Source organism: Aromatoleum sp. (assembly GCF_032027225.1).
Taxonomy (GTDB): domain Bacteria; phylum Pseudomonadota; class Gammaproteobacteria; order Burkholderiales; family Rhodocyclaceae; genus Aromatoleum.
The window spans coordinates 108,204-123,403 of record NZ_JAVSMM010000006.1; the positions used below are offsets into that span (position 1 = coordinate 108,204).

Here is a 15,200-nt window from a genome sequence, read left to right on the forward strand (position 1 = left end):
CTGTGGTCGCGGGGCGAATGCCGATGATGCGAGCGCTGCCGGCGGTCGCCGAACGCGATCGCCGTTGCCTCGACGGATCGTATCGCCGTCACGCGCCGGTCCGCGGCATTTCGGGGGGAACAGTTGAGCAGAAATTCCTGGCACGCAGGGCGACGTGCGGGCGGCGCGAACGTGCCGCCCGAAGCGGCCTGCCGCGTGCTGATGGCGCTGACCGGCGTCGTCGTCCTGCAGCTCGATCCACCGGATTTCACGATCGCGCCGCAGGCGACGCTGCCGATGCTGCTCGCGTACCTGGCGTTCGCAATCGCGACGCTCGTACGCGAACGCCGCGGCGCGCCCCGCCATCCGCACATCGCGTGGTTCGACCTCGGCTGGTGCCTCGCGCTGACCGCGGTCACCGGCGGGACGAGCAGCGTGCTGTTCTTCTTCCTGCTGCTGCCGATCGTGTCCCGATCGTTCCGCGACGGGTTCGACGCCGGCTGGACGATGACCTGGGTGACGACCGCAGGCTTTCTGATCGTCGGTCTGCCGACATCGCCCGGGGGCATTCTCTTCGAGTTCAATCGCGCGATGATCCGGCCGATCACGCTGCTGATCCTCGGCTACATCCTCGCGCGAGAGGGTGGCGCGCAAAAACGTGGGCAACGGAAGCTAGCGTTGCTCGCGCAGCTCAACACGATCGCGAACCCGCGCTTCGGCGTCGACCGCACGCTGCTGAACGCGGCCGAAAGCATTCGCGACAGCTACGGCAGCGCCGAATGCCTAATCATTCTCGCGCGCGACCCCGACGGTGAGTGCGTCGTCGCGCGCAGCGACGCGGAACGATCGACGATCGAAGCGCTGCCCGCCGTGGCCGCAGCCCCGCTGCTCGCGCTGCCTCCCGATGTGCTCCTTCTGCATTCACCAACCGCCTTCGTCTGCATCGGCAACACGCCCGACGCCCTCGGCGAACGGTGTCGCGGACTCGGCGACACGCTCGGCGCCGCTGCGTTTGCAAGCGTTCCGGTCGGTCGGGACACGGCGACGCGCGGTCGCATCTACGTTCTCGACGCGCAACTGCCGCAATTCGACGAAGCCGAACTGACCTTCCTTTCGGACGCCGCACTGCACCTGCTGCACATCGTCGACAAGGTCGATCTGCTCGACCGCCTGGCATCGCTCGCCGCCGAACGCGAACGACGGCGGATCGCGCACGACCTGCACGATCTCGCGATCCAGCCCTACCTCGGCCTCCAGCTCGGGCTCGAAGCCGCGCTGCGCCGGCCGGACAATTCCGCACAGACGACCGACGATCTGCGCGGCCTGCTGCAACTCGCCCACCAGGGCGCCGACGAGCTGCGCCGGATGCTCGCGGGGCAGCGCGCGACCGCAGCCGACGGGGAGCTCATCCCCGAATCGCTCGGCCGTCTCGCGCAACAGTATCGCGAGCATTTCGACATCGAGTTCCGCTTCGACGCCGAGCCCGGAGTTCGGGTAAGCGATCGGCTCGCCGCCGATCTGCTCGCGATGATCGGCGAGGGGCTCAGCAATATCCGTCGGCACACCACGTCACGCTGGGCGAAGCTGTGCATCTTTCGCGACGGCGAGGACATCCGGCTCACGCTCGAGAACGAACGCTCCGCGGGCGATACGACCACCTTCATTCCGAAATCGATCCGCGACCGCGCGCAGGGCCTCGGCGGCGACGCGCGGGTCGAGCACGCCGTCACCGGCGACACCATCGTCCACGTACGCATACCGCTATGAACGCCATGACCATCGCCGTCGCGATCATCGACGATCATCCGAGCATCACATGGGGGTTCGAACGCCTGATCGAAACCGAAACGCCGCGGATGCGACCGGTCGGCAGCGCGCACGACCTCGCTGCCGGACGCGAGCTGCTGCGGCGGACGCTTCCCGACGTCGCGCTCCTCGACCTCGACCTCGACGGCGAGCACGGCGCGGAGCTCATCGCGGAATTCGCCGACACGCCGATCCGATTTCTCGTGCTGACCGGGCTGCGCGACGAAGAGATGCACCGGCAGGCGATGCGCGCGGGCGCGCGCGGCGTGCTCGGCAAGCACGAGCGGCCCGAGACGATCGTACGAGCGATCGGCCGCGTCCACGCCGGCGAACTGTGGCTCGATCGCACGAGTACCGGCAATCTCGTCGACGTGCTGCGCCGCCAGGCCCAGCCAACCCCCGACCCGTTCGCGTCCTTGACCACGCGCGAGCGCCAGATCGTCGCCGTCGTCCTCGAGTACAACGGCGTCCCGAACAAGAAGATCGCCGACGTCCTCGGCATCGGCGAAAACACGCTGCGCAACGCACTCTCGACGATCTACTCGAAGACCGGAGCCGCGAACCGGCTGCAGCTCTTCGCCCTGGCGCTGCGCCATCCGCCGAAGCCCTGAGCTCCCCGTGAGCTTTTTCACGCCGGACGCACGAGACATTACAAAAGTCACGTAACCGGAGTGACGGCGCTAACTGCCGGCGAAACCGGTTGCCGCTTAGCATTATTCCAACGCGATCGGGCAGCACGCCTGCGCGAAAGGCGAAACCGCCGATGACGCGGCTTCATGAAACGAGCGGCTGGACGGCGCCCGATCGAAGGCAAGGTTCGTCCACCGGAAACGACCTTGGGGGGAAATGGAAATGGCTGAATATCTCGGCGGCAACGGCACGCAAACCTTGACCGGCAGCGACGGCAACGACCTGATCAACGGCGGCAATGACAGTGACGTCCTATACGGCGGCGCGGGCGATGACGTGCTCGGCAAGTACAGCTACGACAGCGTCAACAGGAAGGGCGAACCCATCGTCGTGACGGTCGAAGAGAACGGCGACGACAAGCTCTATGGCGAAGCCGGCAACGATACGCTCAACGGCGGCAACGGCAATGACACGCTCGACGGCGGCCCCGGCGACGACACCTTGACGGGCGGCTCGGGCGACGACAAGTTCATCTTCAACTTCAAAGTCACCAGCGCCGCAGAACTGAAGACCGTCTACTTCCGCGACGGCGACTCGCCGAGCCTGAATGCGGATTACAAGGCCTGGTACAACTACGACACGCAGCTCGATGCGTGGCGCGCCGAGCTCGACAAACTGTATGGCGGCGACCTCGCCGCAGGCGAGACCTACGACGTGGATATCACGGTCAATGGCGGCACCGTTAAGAAGCCGATCTACTCGACCGTGAACTTCACCGGCGACAACAGCTACGCGTACTACGACACGACGACGAAGGCCACGATCACAGGCGAAGGCACCGACGTCGTGCTCGACTGGGGCAAGGGCGCCGACAAGGTGGTGCTGACAGGTCTTAGCAACAGTACGACGGCCGAGAACTACTGGGGCAACTTCCTGACCTCGGACACCGCCGCCGACGGCAAGACGGTGATCAGCTTCGACGGCGGCTCGATCACGCTGGTCGGCACCGACGCGTCGATTGCCGACCTCGTCGCCGGCGGCTACGTCCAGTTCGGCTGATCAGCTGCGAACCTATTCACGGCCCGATCGATTTTCGGGCCGCGAGCCCGGGCAGAGCGATCCGCCCGGGCTCTTTTTTCGCGTACTCTCATACACTTACAGACGCGACCCGGGCGGCATAATGAGCGCAACTTCAGGCACGGCTAGCGGGGAATTGAGCGGGACGATCCGCGCCTTCCGAAGCGCCTTCCTCGCCGTCAGCAGCTTCAGCTTCGTCACGAACCTGCTGATGCTGATGCCGACGATCTACATGCTGCAAATCTACGACCGCGTGCTCGCGAGCCGCAATGAAGCCACGCTGCTGATGCTGACGCTGATCATGCTCGGCCTCTACGCGCTCGAAGCCGGGCTCGAGCTCGTGCGGGCGCGGATCCTGATCCGCGTGAGCTCCGCGCTCGACCTGCGGCTCGGCAGCCGGATATTCGACGCGTCGTTCCGCCGCCACCTCGCGTCCCGCAACGGCAACCCGTCGCAGGCCCTCGGCGACCTGACGAACATCCGCCAGTTCCTTACCGGCAAAGGCCTGTTCGCGTTCTTCGATGCGCCGTGGGCGCCGATCTACCTTCTCGTGATCTTCCTGCTCAGCCCGTGGCTCGGCATGTTCGCGGCGGTGTCGATGCTGCTGCTCGTCGCGCTCGCGTACCTCAACGAGCGCGTGACCGCTGACCGGCTGAGCGAAGCCGGCAAGCTCGCGCACGCAGCGGGCAACTATGCGAGCAACAGCCTGCGCAACGCCGAAGCAATCGAGGCGATGGGGATGCTGCGGAATCTGCGCCAGCGCTGGTTCGCCCGTCAGGCGGGCGTGCTGAACCTTCAGGCCGACGCGAGCGAACGCGCCGCGCTCGTCGCCGCCGCGAGCAAGTTCATCCGCCTGACGACGCAGTCGGGCATCCTCGGTGTCGGCGCGCTGCTGGTGATCGAGAACCAGTTGAGCGCCGGCGGCATGATCGCAGGCTCGATCCTGCTCGGCCGCGCGCTCGCGCCGGTCGACCTCGCGATCGGAACATGGCGCGGCACCGTCTCGGCGCGCGGCGCGTATGCACGCGTGAGCGAGCTGCTCGACGCGAATCCCTCACCGCTCGAACGCACCGCGCTGCCGCGGCCGAAGGGTTTCGTGCAGGCCGAGAACCTCGTGCTCGCCTCGCCCGGCAGCCGCGCCCCGATCCTCAAGGGCGTCACCTTCGGCGCATCGCCCGGCATGCTCGTCGCGGTGATCGGCCCGAGCGCGTCGGGCAAGTCGAGCCTCGCGCGCGGTCTCGTCGGTGTGTGGCCGCCGCTGGCGGGCACGGTCCGGCTCGACGGCGCAGACGTGGCGAAGTGGGACAAGGACGAGCTCGGGCCGTGGGTCGGCTATCTGCCGCAGGACGTCGAGCTGTTCGAAGGCACGGTCGCCGAGAACATCGCACGCTTTGGCGAACGCGATTCCGAGAAGGTGGTGCAGGCGGCTCGGCGCGCGGGCGTTCACGACATGATCCTGCGCCTGCCGGAAGGCTACGAGACGCCGATCGGAGACGCCGGCGTCGCGCTGTCGGGCGGCCAGCGCCAGCGCGTCGCGCTCGCGCGAGCGCTGTACGGCGAGCCCGCGCTCATCGTGCTCGACGAGCCGAACGCGAATCTGGACGAGGCCGGCGACGCCGCCCTGCTCGAAGCGCTGCAGGAGATGAAACGCGAGGGGCGCACCGCGTTCGTGATGACGCATCGCCTGAACATTCTCAACGTCGCCGACGCGGTGATGATCCTCGCGGGCGGTGCGATCAAGGCGTACGGTCCGCGCGACGCGGTATTGAAGTCCATGCCCGGGCTCCCGCGGGCGACCGACGGACGCGACAGGCAGCTTGCGAAGGAGGAAGCCGCGTGAGCGCCGATTTTCTGCCGACAGAGAACGCGCCCGTGACGCGCGCCGCGAACCCTCTCGCCACCGCCATCGAGTTGCCGACCGAGGTTGTCGCGCTACCGGAAACCGACTTTGGCCGCGTCGTCCGGCTCGGGCTGTGGCTGCTCGCAGTGGGCTTCGGCGGCTTTCTGGTCTGGGCGTTTCTCGCACCGCTCGACGAGGGTGTCCCGGCCGCGGGGATCCTCTCGGTCGAATCGAGCCGCAAGCGCATCGACCACCCGAACGGTGGCGTCGTCGAAGAGATCCTCGTGCGCGACGGCCAGCCGGTGAACGCCGGCGACGTGCTCGTCGTTCTGAACGAAACACAGTCGAAGTCAGCGCTCGACGCGACACTGAGCCAGTACCACACGTCGCTCTCGACACTCGCGCGCCTGCACGCCGAGCGCACCGGCGCGCCCACGATCGCGTTCGCGCCGGAACTCGTCGCCGCCGAACGCGAACCGGCGGTCGCCGCCGTAATGCGTGCGCAGCAGGACCTGTTCGGCTCGCGCCGTCGCGCGCTCGATGGCGAGCTGCGGATCCTCCGCGAGTCGGCGCTCGGGCTCGAAACGCAGCTCGCGAGCCTGTCGCAGCTCAGGGCGGGTCGCGAGAAGCAGATCGCGTTGTTTCGCGAGCAGCTCGACTCGTACGAAACGCTGAAAGAGCGCGGCTTCCTGTCACGCAACCACGTGCTCGAAGTCGAACGTCAGCTCGCCGAGGTGCAAAGCAAGCAGAGCGAGGACCTGGCGAACATTTCGAGCATCAACGCGCGCCTCGCCGAGTTCCGCATGCGCGGCGCGCAGCGCGAAGTCGAGTACCGCCGCGAAGTCGAAACGCAGTTGGCCGAGACGCAGCGCGACGTCGCCACACTCGGCGAGCGGCTCACCGCGCAGCGCGACACGTTCGACCGGCTCGCGATCCGCGCGCCCGTGTCGGGCACGGTCGTCGACCTCGCGATCCACACCGTCGGGGGCGTCGTGAAGCCCGGCGACCGCCTCCTCGACATCGTCCCCGACAGCGACGAGCTGATCGTCGAGGCGAAGGTCGCGCCACAGTATGCCGACCGCCTGCGCGTGGGGCTGCCGGCCGACGTGCATCTCGATGCCTACGCCGACCGAGCGCAACAACCGCTCGTGAGGGGCGAAGTCGCGGTCGTGTCGGCCGACGCGCTCGTCGATCCGCACGCCGGGCAGCCTTACTACGCGGTTCGGGTGTCGGTGCCGCGGTCCGAGCTCGGCAAGCTCGGCGACCTCCGCCTCGCACCCGGCATGCTCGCGACGGTGATGCTGCGCGTAGGCGAGCGCTCGCTCGCAGCCTATCTCGCGCGACCGCTGCTGCGTCGCTTCAAGACCGCGATGACGGAATGAGCCGCAGCGTCGCGATCGGCACCCGATGCCGGGCGAGCAGGAAGCAAGCGGGCGCACACCGCGTGTGAGATTCGCCCGTCCGTTCCGGGCCCCCTTGCCGCACGTTCCCTCGTCGACCAGACTGGGACGAGAACGTCGCCTGCATGGACGGCGTCGCGGACAAACCGAGGAGGATGCCCACGATGGACCAGCCCACCCTGCTTCTGCTACCCGGATTGCTGAACGACGCGAGCCTTTACGAACATCAGGCGGAGGCGCTGGCCGACTGCGCAGCGATCTCTATCGGCGACCTCACCCGCTCGGACTCGATCGCCCAACTCGCCGCCGACGTGCTCGCCGAGGCGCCCGACGGTCCGTTCGTGCTGTGCGGGAAGTCGATGGGCGGCTACGTCGCGTTCGAAATCATGCGCCGCGCGCCTGAGCGCGTGCGAGGGCTGGCGCTGCTCGACACCAGCGCCCGAGCCGACACGGCGGAAGCCACAGCCGCGCGGCGCGAACAGATCGAGCAGGGCCGCACCGACTTCCCTGCCGTCGTCGAAAAGCTCATCACGCGCCTCGCGCATCCGGATCACGCCGACACGCCCGAAATCGGCGGCGTCTTCCAGTCGATGGCGACCGGGCTCGGCTACGAGGTGTTCGTCCGCCAGCAGCACGCGATCATGGGACGGGCGGACAGCCGCCCGACACTGGCGGCGATCCGCTGTCCGACGCTCGTGCTGTGCGGCCGCCAGGACGAAGTCACCCCGCTCGCGCTGCACGAGGAAATTGCGGCCGGAATCGACGGCGCGCGGCTCGAGATCGTCGAGGAATGCGGGCATCTGTCGCCGCTCGAACAGCCCGAGCGCGTCACCGAACTTCTCCGCGACTGGCTCACGCGGCTCGACGCGCGCTGACGCCGCCCCTCCTCGCGCCGGAGAAGCGCCGCGCCGACAGCGAGGCGACAAACCGCGAACGTCTGCGCAGTTGGAGGCGCAGAATCAGACGAGCCGCGACAACTGGTAAGCGCGGCGCCACGCGGTGCGGGATCCCTGCCACCACGCGCGGTCGAAGACCAGCGACAGCGCCGGCAGCAACGGCGCGAGATAGGCGTCCGCGGCCGTGATCCGCTCGCCGTGCGAAACCGACGGGCCGACCCGGAGCGCGGCCAGCCGCTCGACGAGGGACGGATGGAAATCGGGCGTGAAACCCGCGTCGTCGAACAGTTCGCGGATGTCGACCGCCCCCGGCAGCGGGCGGCGGAAGCCGGCCATCACGCCGAGCCCCATCTCGCGGTACGGACGGATCGACGGCTGTGGCTGAAGGCGGCTCTGCGCCATGACCTTGCGCCAGTAATCCTCGCTGAGAAATCGTTCCTTCAGCGCCACTTCGACCAGCGCTTCGCCGACCAGTCCGGCGCCGACTGCGCGGGCCGCGCCCGCGTCCGCCTCGAACTCGTCGAGGCGCGCGAGCCGCAGCGCGCCGCGGAGGTCGACCTCCGACCAGCGCTCGAGCAAGCGGCCGAACCACCGCGTGTCCTCGATGCAGCGATCGAGCACGCGGAACCACCACGCGCGAAAGTGACCCCACCACGCGGCAGCGCCTTGGCGCTGATACGCGAGATGAGCGAATTCGTGCGCGAGAATCGCGCTGAACTGACGCCGCGAGACGCTGTGCACGAGCGGCAGGCCGATGATCAGATGACTTTCCATCCGACCGAAACAACCCCAGCGCGGGCGCTGCAGGATCGCCGCGTTCATGTCGCCGCCGATCCAGATCGCGTCTACGGCGGCACCGCCGAGGCGGCTGCCGATGCGCCGGACCATGCGATGCAGAGGTCTCGCGGCTTCGTAGGGCACGCACACGCCGCCCGGACAGGGCGCGGGCGCCGACAGCCACAGCAGGCAGCGCACCGTCGAGGCGATCGACAGCAAGAAGCCGACCGCCGAAATCACCGCGATGCCCACCGCTCCGCGCGTGAGCGCGCCCCATGCGCTGGCGGCGAACCAGACAGCGCAGCCCGCGAGGACGAGCGCGAGCAACGCGAAGACCGACAGTCCGGTCACTGCGCGCAAACCGAGAACGAAGGCCAGGCGGCCGCGAACCCGCGCAACGCGGGAACTGAGTGGAGGCATCAGCAGCGTCCGTGAAACCATCGAGCGAACGAGGACTATACCTGCCCCACCGTTTCCGAAACATTGCACCTTGGTGATAAAGAAGGCGCCTCTTCATCGCCGCGAAAGAATTTCGCTCCCCACGTACGATAGCCCGTACAATGCTTCCTTCCGCGAGCCCAGCCAATCGGCCGCGGTCCCATCCCAACGACCGTTCCGGTCCACTTTTCCCGCCCGCCTCGATTGGTGTCACTCAGCTTGAGCGACAGGCCGTCGCTGGAGCAATTTTCTCGATGACATCAGACGTCACTTTCGCCGGTCTCGGACTGGCCGAACCCCTGCTGCGCGCCATTTCCGACTCCGGTTACACGACGCCGACGCCGATCCAGGCCCAGGCGATCCCGCTGGTGCTTGCCGGCGGCGACCTGCTCGCGGCCGCGCAGACCGGCACCGGCAAGACCGCCGGCTTCACGCTGCCGGTCCTGCACCGCCTCTCCGCCGCCCCCGCGGCGAACCCGAAAGCAGGCCGCCCGCGCTGCCTGATCCTCACGCCGACCCGCGAACTCGCGGCGCAGGTCGAGGAATCCGTGCAGACCTACGGCAAGCACCTGCCGCTGACCTCGATGGTGATGTTCGGCGGCGTCGGTATCAACCCGCAGATCCAGGCACTGAAGAAGCGCGTCGACATCCTCGTCGCGACGCCAGGGCGACTGCTCGATCACGTCGGCCAGAAGACGCTCGACCTGTCGGGCATCGAGATCCTCGTCCTCGACGAAGCCGACCGCATGCTCGACATGGGCTTCATCCGGGACATCCGCAAGGTGCTCGCACTGTTGCCGAAGACCCGGCAGAACCTGCTGTTCTCGGCGACCTTCTCCGACGAGATCCGCGCGCTCGCGAACGGGCTGCTGTACAACCCGGGCTGCGTCGAGGTCGCCCGGCGCAATACCGCGTCCGAACTCGTGCAGCAGTCGGTCTATTCGATCGCGCAGAAGCAGAAGCGCGACCTCCTGGTGCACCTGGTCAAGCAGAACGACTGGCATCAGGTGCTCGTCTTCACCCGCACGAAGCACGGCGCGAACAAGCTCGCCGAATATCTCGCGAAGCACGGCATCCCCGCGGCCGCGATCCACGGCAACAAGAGTCAGTCGGCGCGCACCCGTGCGCTGGCGCAGTTCAAGGACGGCTCGCTGCCGGTGCTCGTCGCGACCGACATCGCGGCGCGCGGGCTCGACATCGACCAGTTGCCGCATGTCGTGAACTTCGAATTGCCGCACGTGCCGGAAGACTATGTGCACCGCATCGGCCGCACCGGTCGCGCAGGGTCGAGCGGCGCGGCAATCTCGTTTGTCGATTCGGAGGAGCGTCAGCACCTCGCGTCGATCGAGCGGCTGATCAAGCGGACGATCGAGCGCGAGCCGGTGCCCGCATTCGCGACCCTCGCGACCGAGGCCGACACCGATGCGCGCCCGCCTCGCGCGCAGCCGCGACGCAACGACGGCAGCGCGGCGCGCCAGCCCCGCACCGAGCGCCCGGGGCCGCGCCAAGTCACTCACGGCTCGCCGGAGCGGACGAACGCACGGACGCGAAACGGCATGCCGTCCGGCACTGACCGCGGCGCGCGCGCCGACATTGACGGCAATCGCGGACCGCGCCGCAGTGACACGAACGGCAAGGGCGCTCCGCGCGACGGCAACCGCGCGACATCGCCGAGAGCCGACGTGGACGGCAACCGTGCGCCGACGCGCAATCGCGACACGAACCGTCGCCCCGCCGGGCGTCAGGCGGACACGGCACACGCCGGACAGCGCCCCAACGCCGGAAGGCAGCCGCAGCGCGCCGCGCTCTTCAGTGCGAAGCGCGACGATCGCGACGAGTGATTCGGGAGTGATCACACGACCGGCCGGGCGAACCGGCCTTGCCGGTCGGACGCATGCGCCCGCGCTTCAGGCGCGGCGCACGCCGACGAGTTTCTGATATAGACCACCGAAACAGGTGGTCTTTTTCCATTCGAAGTCCGCTGCGCGCGGAGAACGCGACTCGATGCTGCGCTCGAACAGCGACGGCGCGTAGGGCTCGAGCCACCGGAATACCGCCGCCATCACCGGTCGCAGCGGATGCCAGCGCCGCGGGCGATGGTAGTCGACGAACACGATTTTTCCGCCCGGCCGGACCGCAGCGAGCAGATGGTCCACGGCCCTTCGGCGTTCCTCCTCCGGGATCTCGTGCAGCAGGAAGAAGCAGCAAACAGCGTCATGAGTTTCCGCGCGGAGACAGCCCGGCAACGACAGGTCCGCCTGGCGCAGCGCCACGTGGGCCAGCCCGGCGAGCTTTCGCCGCGCGTTGGCGATCTGCAATGCCGCGACATCGACGATTTCAAGCGTGCCGGAGGCGCCGATCCGCTCCGCAAGCATCCGCGAAAACGCGCCGTAAACACACGCCGCCTGCAGCACGCGCTGCCCGCCGGAAAATTCCGCGACCGCACTGCGCATCAGGCGATTCGCGTTTCCCCACAGGATCGCGGAGACCACCACCGGCCGGTCCAGGAAGCGCAAGGTCCGGGGGTCCAGATAGGCCCAGGTGTAAGTCCTGCTGAGGTATTTCGGGATTCCGACGTCGTCGGACATCGGCTGCGGTGCGGCGCGGAGCGCAGGGTCACGGGGCATCGGTTCCATGCCGGCGAGCATAGCGCAGCTACCGGATCGGCGGTACGTAAATACTTCCCGCTGAGGCGCCATTCCGTCCGGCTTTGCGTCGGCGATGGACAGCCGTGCTTTCGCATCGCGGCCCGTGATCTCGAGCGAGGCGGTTGCAAACAAATGCTATTGACATTTCCGGACGACCTTCGTGAAAATGCTGTCGCCATATGGCATCCATCTTCGGAGACATCAACGTGATCAAACTGCTTCGTTCGCTGGTTTTCGCCGTTGCCCTTTCGCCGCTGGCGGCACTCGCCGCTCCGGTCGATATCAACACCGCCGATGCCACAGCACTTGAAGAAGTAAAGGGAATCGGCCCCGCACGAGCCAAGGCGATCGTGGAATACCGGACGGCGAACGGGCCCTTCGCGAGCGTCGACGATCTGACGAAAGTCTCGGGCATCGGCGACAAATCGGTGAATCAGCTGCGCGATCAGGTCACCGTCAGCGCAGCGAAGAAGCCCGTAGCGAAAGCGAAGGCGAAGTAAGGGAGGGGACTCGGGCGGGGCCGCGCAGGGGCCCCGCCATCCGCGGAGATTTCCGCTTGTCGTGCAGGACGACGAGCGTAAGGCACGGCTCGCACTGTTCCGTTTCGTGCGCTAGTGCCACGTGCGGCTCCGTTCCGTCAGCGAGAGAGGACGTCGCCACCGGTCCGGTTCGGGGGCGCTGGTCGATGCCTTGCGGTGATCGACGCGATCAGTGCAAACGGTTGCTAGCGATTGGGGAAGTAGACGTCGCCAGCACGCGCCACGGTTCACCACAGCGAGCGCGTGTCGAGCCAGGTCACCCGCGCGTGTCGCCGCCGCGCCTCGCCGTACAAGTGCGCAGTACCGCCCGCGCCGTCGGCGCCGCCGCCATTCCACACACACAAGAAGTGCAGCTTGTCGGCGCCCCACGTCAATGCGGTGTGCAGCAGCCACAGGTTGCAACGTTCATAAGGGCCCGCGTCTTCGGGAACGCCGAGGCACGCGGGCAGTTCGAGGTCGGCGGGCATGACCCGCGGCGGGACGGCGAGCCGCGACTTCAGCGCGTAATAGCGCTCGCGCCAGTGCCTGCCGTCGGCCGACGGCAGGATCGACGTTTCGATGAACTCCGATTCGCCGAACGGCAGCAGCATGAGCAGCCGCAACCCGCGCGCGAGACACGCTTCGAGAAACAGCAGGTCTCCGCCGCTGGCGCCTTGGGCCAACGCAAGGTCGCCCGGCCTCGCGCCCCACGCGTCGAGCGCCGCACCGATGCCGACGGCAGCGATCGCTTCGCTCTGCGGCGGAAAGCGCGGTGTGCGTCGATCGCGCGCGTCGATCCGGTGCCCGCTGAATAGAAATACCCGCTCCGGCACGAAAGATCCCAATGGGTCGGCGTCAGAATACAAGTCGAATTTCCTCCTGGACCGGATTCAGGATCCGATCGACCGCACAACGATGCGCGTCCGCGGCCGTGGGACTTGCGCGAAGTCTGGAACGTGCGGAGACGGTAAACGCGAGACGCGGCGCGTGCGGCATCATGCGATCAAAGGAAATCGCGCCGACTCGCTCGTCGTTCTCAGCCTTCGCCCGGTGCGAAAACGGGGCGAAGGCTGCGCGGCTCCGTCCCGGATTACCACGAAGGTCCGTCCATCAGCGGCCCGCCGACCTGGCAGCCGTGGAGGTCCGTGTCGCCGCACTCGCAAGTGGGCCGCACTCGCGTGGACGCGTGGGCCGCGAAAAGCGCAAAACGCCGACAACAGGGACAGGGGCAACGTGCTCGTCATTACGAATCGGCGATGTACGCCCCGCCGGAGCGACCGCGCCGCAGAGCAACGCGAACAATGACATCGACAAAAAGGCCGCCAATGTACCAGACGCCGGACGCGAACGGATGCACTCCTATAGGAGGCGCCGCCCGACGCGCCTGTATAATTCCGCGCATTTCCAATCGTTCATCGGAAGCATCGGGGATTCTATGGCGGGTCATTCGAAATGGGCCAACATCCAGCACCGCAAGGGTCGTCAGGACGCTAAGCGGGGCAAGGTCTTCACCAAGCTGATCAAGGAGATCACGGTCGCCGCGCGGATGGGTGGCGGCGACCCGAACTTCAACCCGCGACTGCGCCTCGCCGTCGACAACGCCAAGGCGCAGAACATGCCGGGCGAGAACATCGACCGGGCGATCAAGCGCGGCACGGGCGAACTCGACGGCGTGAGCTACGAGGAAATCCGGTACGAGGGCTACGGCATCGCCGGGGCCGCGGTGATGGTCGACTGCCTCACCGACAACAAGACGCGCACCGTCGCCGACGTGCGGCATGCGTTCTCGAAGTACGGCGGCAACATGGGTACCGACGGCTGCGTCGCGTTCCAGTTCAAGCACTGCGGCGTGCTGCTGTTTGCGCCGGGCACGGACGAGGATGTGCTGATGGAAGCGGCGCTCGAAGCCGGCGCCGAGGACGTCGTCACGAACGACGACGGCTCGATCGAAATCCTGACCGCGCCCTACGAGTACTCGAACGTCAAGGACGCGCTGGAGAAAGCCGGACACAAGGCGGAATTCGGCGAAGTGACGATGAAGCCGCAGAACGAGACCGAGCTGTCCGGCGACGACGCCGAGCGCATGCAGAAGCTGCTCGACGCGCTCGAGTCGCTCGACGACGTGCAGGAGGTTTACACGTCGGCGGTTATGGGCGACTGAGAGCGTTGGTCCACCGCACGAAAAGCCGCCCGCGAGGCGGCTTTTTTGTGCGAAACAGTTTGACCTCGAACTAATCAGGCGTCGTAAGATCGGGGGCACACTCTCTATCCGCCCGAGCCTCCCACGCGACGACACGCCGATGCCGCCCCTGCCCTCACGCCTCACTGCCGCCGCCCCGTTGCTGTTCGTGCTCCTGTGGAGCACCGGTTTCATCGGTGCGAAATTCGGCCTGCCGTATGCCGAGCCACTGACCTTTCTGTCGACCCGCTACGTGCTCGTGATCACGCTGATGAGTCTGCTCGCGCTCGCAACCCGGGCACGCTGGCCGACGGACTGGCGGCAATTCATGCATATCGGCGTCACCGGACTGCTCGTGCATGCGACATATCTCGGCGGCGTTTTCGTCGCGATCCACCGCGGCCTGCCGGCCGGCGTCACCGCGCTCGTCGTCGGCATGCAGCCGCTGCTGACCGCGCTCGGTGCCGGCTGGCTGCTCGGCGAACGCGTCGCGGCGCGCCAGTGGGCCGGCCTCGCGCTCGGCTTCGCCGGCGTCACGCTGGTCGTCAGCAACAAGCTAACAGTCGGCTCGGGCTCTGCCGGCGAACTCGGCTGGATGCTCGCGCCCGCGCTCGCAGCACTTGCCGGCATCACCGTCGGAACCCTGTATCAGAAGCGCTTCTGCCCGAGCTTCGACCTGCGCACCGGGTCGGTCGTACAGTTCGTGCCCAGCCTGCTGCTGACCGCGTTCGTCGCGAGCCGCAGCGAGACGATGCAGATCGACTGGACCGAGGATTTCGTATTCGCACTGCTGTGGCTCGTGCTGGTGCTCTCGCTCGGCGCGATCAGCCTGCTGAACCTGCTGATCCGCAGCGGCAGCGCGGTGAATGTCGCGAGCCTGTTCTATCTCACGCCGCCGACGACCGCGCTGATGGCGTGGCTCCTGTTCGGAGAAACGCTGACCGGGCTCGCGCTCGTCGGCATGATCGTCGCCGTCGCCGGCGTCTGGCTCGCACGGAAGACCTGATACGGG

13 protein-coding genes are annotated in these 15,200 nt (G+C 67.4%); 10 read left to right on the plus strand and 3 right to left on the minus strand.

Translation table 11 applies throughout. From position 1 onward, the window contains the following. Positions 1-123: 123 nt before the first annotated feature. The 6 genes from ROZ37_RS09015 (at position 124) to ROZ37_RS09040 (ending at position 7,607) form a co-directional block, all read left to right on the plus strand. Complete coding sequence (locus ROZ37_RS09015) at positions 124-1,746, plus strand: histidine kinase (protein WP_312658984.1); 1,623 nt, start codon at positions 124-126, stop codon at positions 1,744-1,746. Then, a complete protein-coding gene (locus ROZ37_RS09020; RefSeq protein ID WP_312658985.1) occupies positions 1,743-2,396 on the plus strand; it encodes a response regulator transcription factor in 654 nt (217 codons plus the stop codon). Before ROZ37_RS09015 ends, ROZ37_RS09020 begins: the two co-directional genes overlap by 4 nt. Positions 2,397-2,637: 241 nt before the next feature. Then, positions 2,638-3,474, plus strand: coding sequence for a calcium-binding protein (locus ROZ37_RS09025; RefSeq protein ID WP_312658986.1), 837 nt, complete (start codon positions 2,638-2,640; stop codon positions 3,472-3,474). Positions 3,475-3,595: 121 nt separating this feature from the next. Then, on the plus strand, positions 3,596-5,332 hold the full coding sequence (locus ROZ37_RS09030) for a type I secretion system permease/ATPase (RefSeq protein ID WP_312658987.1): 1,737 nt from the start codon (positions 3,596-3,598) through the stop codon (positions 5,330-5,332). Further along, the gene (locus ROZ37_RS09035) at positions 5,329-6,714 is read left to right on the plus strand and encodes an HlyD family type I secretion periplasmic adaptor subunit (RefSeq protein WP_312658988.1); all 1,386 of its coding nucleotides are present in this window, start codon (positions 5,329-5,331) and stop codon (positions 6,712-6,714) included. Before ROZ37_RS09030 ends, ROZ37_RS09035 begins: the two co-directional genes overlap by 4 nt. A 182-nt stretch (positions 6,715-6,896) precedes the next feature. After that, on the plus strand, positions 6,897-7,607 hold the full coding sequence (locus tag ROZ37_RS09040; RefSeq protein ID WP_312658989.1) for an alpha/beta fold hydrolase: 711 nt from the start codon (positions 6,897-6,899) through the stop codon (positions 7,605-7,607). Positions 7,608-7,691: 84 nt separating this feature from the next. Here the strand turns inward: ROZ37_RS09040 and ROZ37_RS09045 are convergent, their stop codons facing one another. Then, positions 7,692-8,825: a M48 family metalloprotease gene (locus ROZ37_RS09045; RefSeq protein ID WP_312658990.1), complete on the minus strand. Its 1,134-nt coding sequence runs from the start codon at positions 8,823-8,825 to the stop codon at positions 7,692-7,694. A gap of 272 nt (positions 8,826-9,097) precedes the next feature. On the opposite strand from ROZ37_RS09045, the gene ROZ37_RS09050 reads away from it, so the two are divergent. Beyond that, positions 9,098-10,684 carry a DEAD/DEAH box helicase gene (locus ROZ37_RS09050; RefSeq protein ID WP_312658991.1) on the plus strand — a complete coding sequence of 529 codons (1,587 nt, stop codon included), beginning with the start codon at positions 9,098-9,100 and terminating at the stop codon, positions 10,682-10,684. Between the two features lie 66 nt (positions 10,685-10,750). On the opposite strand, the gene rquA is transcribed toward ROZ37_RS09050, so the two are convergent. Continuing rightward, a complete protein-coding gene (gene rquA, locus ROZ37_RS09055) occupies positions 10,751-11,470 on the minus strand; it encodes a rhodoquinone biosynthesis methyltransferase RquA (RefSeq protein ID WP_312658992.1) in 720 nt (239 codons plus the stop codon). Positions 11,471-11,697: 227 nt separating this feature from the next. On the opposite strand from rquA, the gene ROZ37_RS09060 reads away from it, so the two are divergent. Next, a complete protein-coding gene (locus ROZ37_RS09060; RefSeq protein ID WP_312658994.1) occupies positions 11,698-11,991 on the plus strand; it encodes a helix-hairpin-helix domain-containing protein in 294 nt (97 codons plus the stop codon). Between the two features lie 266 nt (positions 11,992-12,257). Here ROZ37_RS09060 and ROZ37_RS09065 read toward each other — a convergent pair whose 3' ends face one another. Next, on the minus strand, positions 12,258-12,875 hold the full coding sequence (locus ROZ37_RS09065) for a hypothetical protein (RefSeq protein WP_312658995.1): 618 nt from the start codon (positions 12,873-12,875) through the stop codon (positions 12,258-12,260). A gap of 569 nt (positions 12,876-13,444) precedes the next feature. Between ROZ37_RS09065 and ROZ37_RS09070 the strand changes: the two genes are divergently transcribed. Beyond that, positions 13,445-14,170: a YebC/PmpR family DNA-binding transcriptional regulator gene (locus ROZ37_RS09070; protein ID WP_312658996.1), complete on the plus strand. Its 726-nt coding sequence runs from the start codon at positions 13,445-13,447 to the stop codon at positions 14,168-14,170. Between the two features lie 139 nt (positions 14,171-14,309). Continuing rightward, a complete protein-coding gene (locus tag ROZ37_RS09075; RefSeq protein WP_312658997.1) occupies positions 14,310-15,194 on the plus strand; it encodes a DMT family transporter in 885 nt (294 codons plus the stop codon). Positions 15,195-15,200 lie beyond the last annotated feature (6 nt).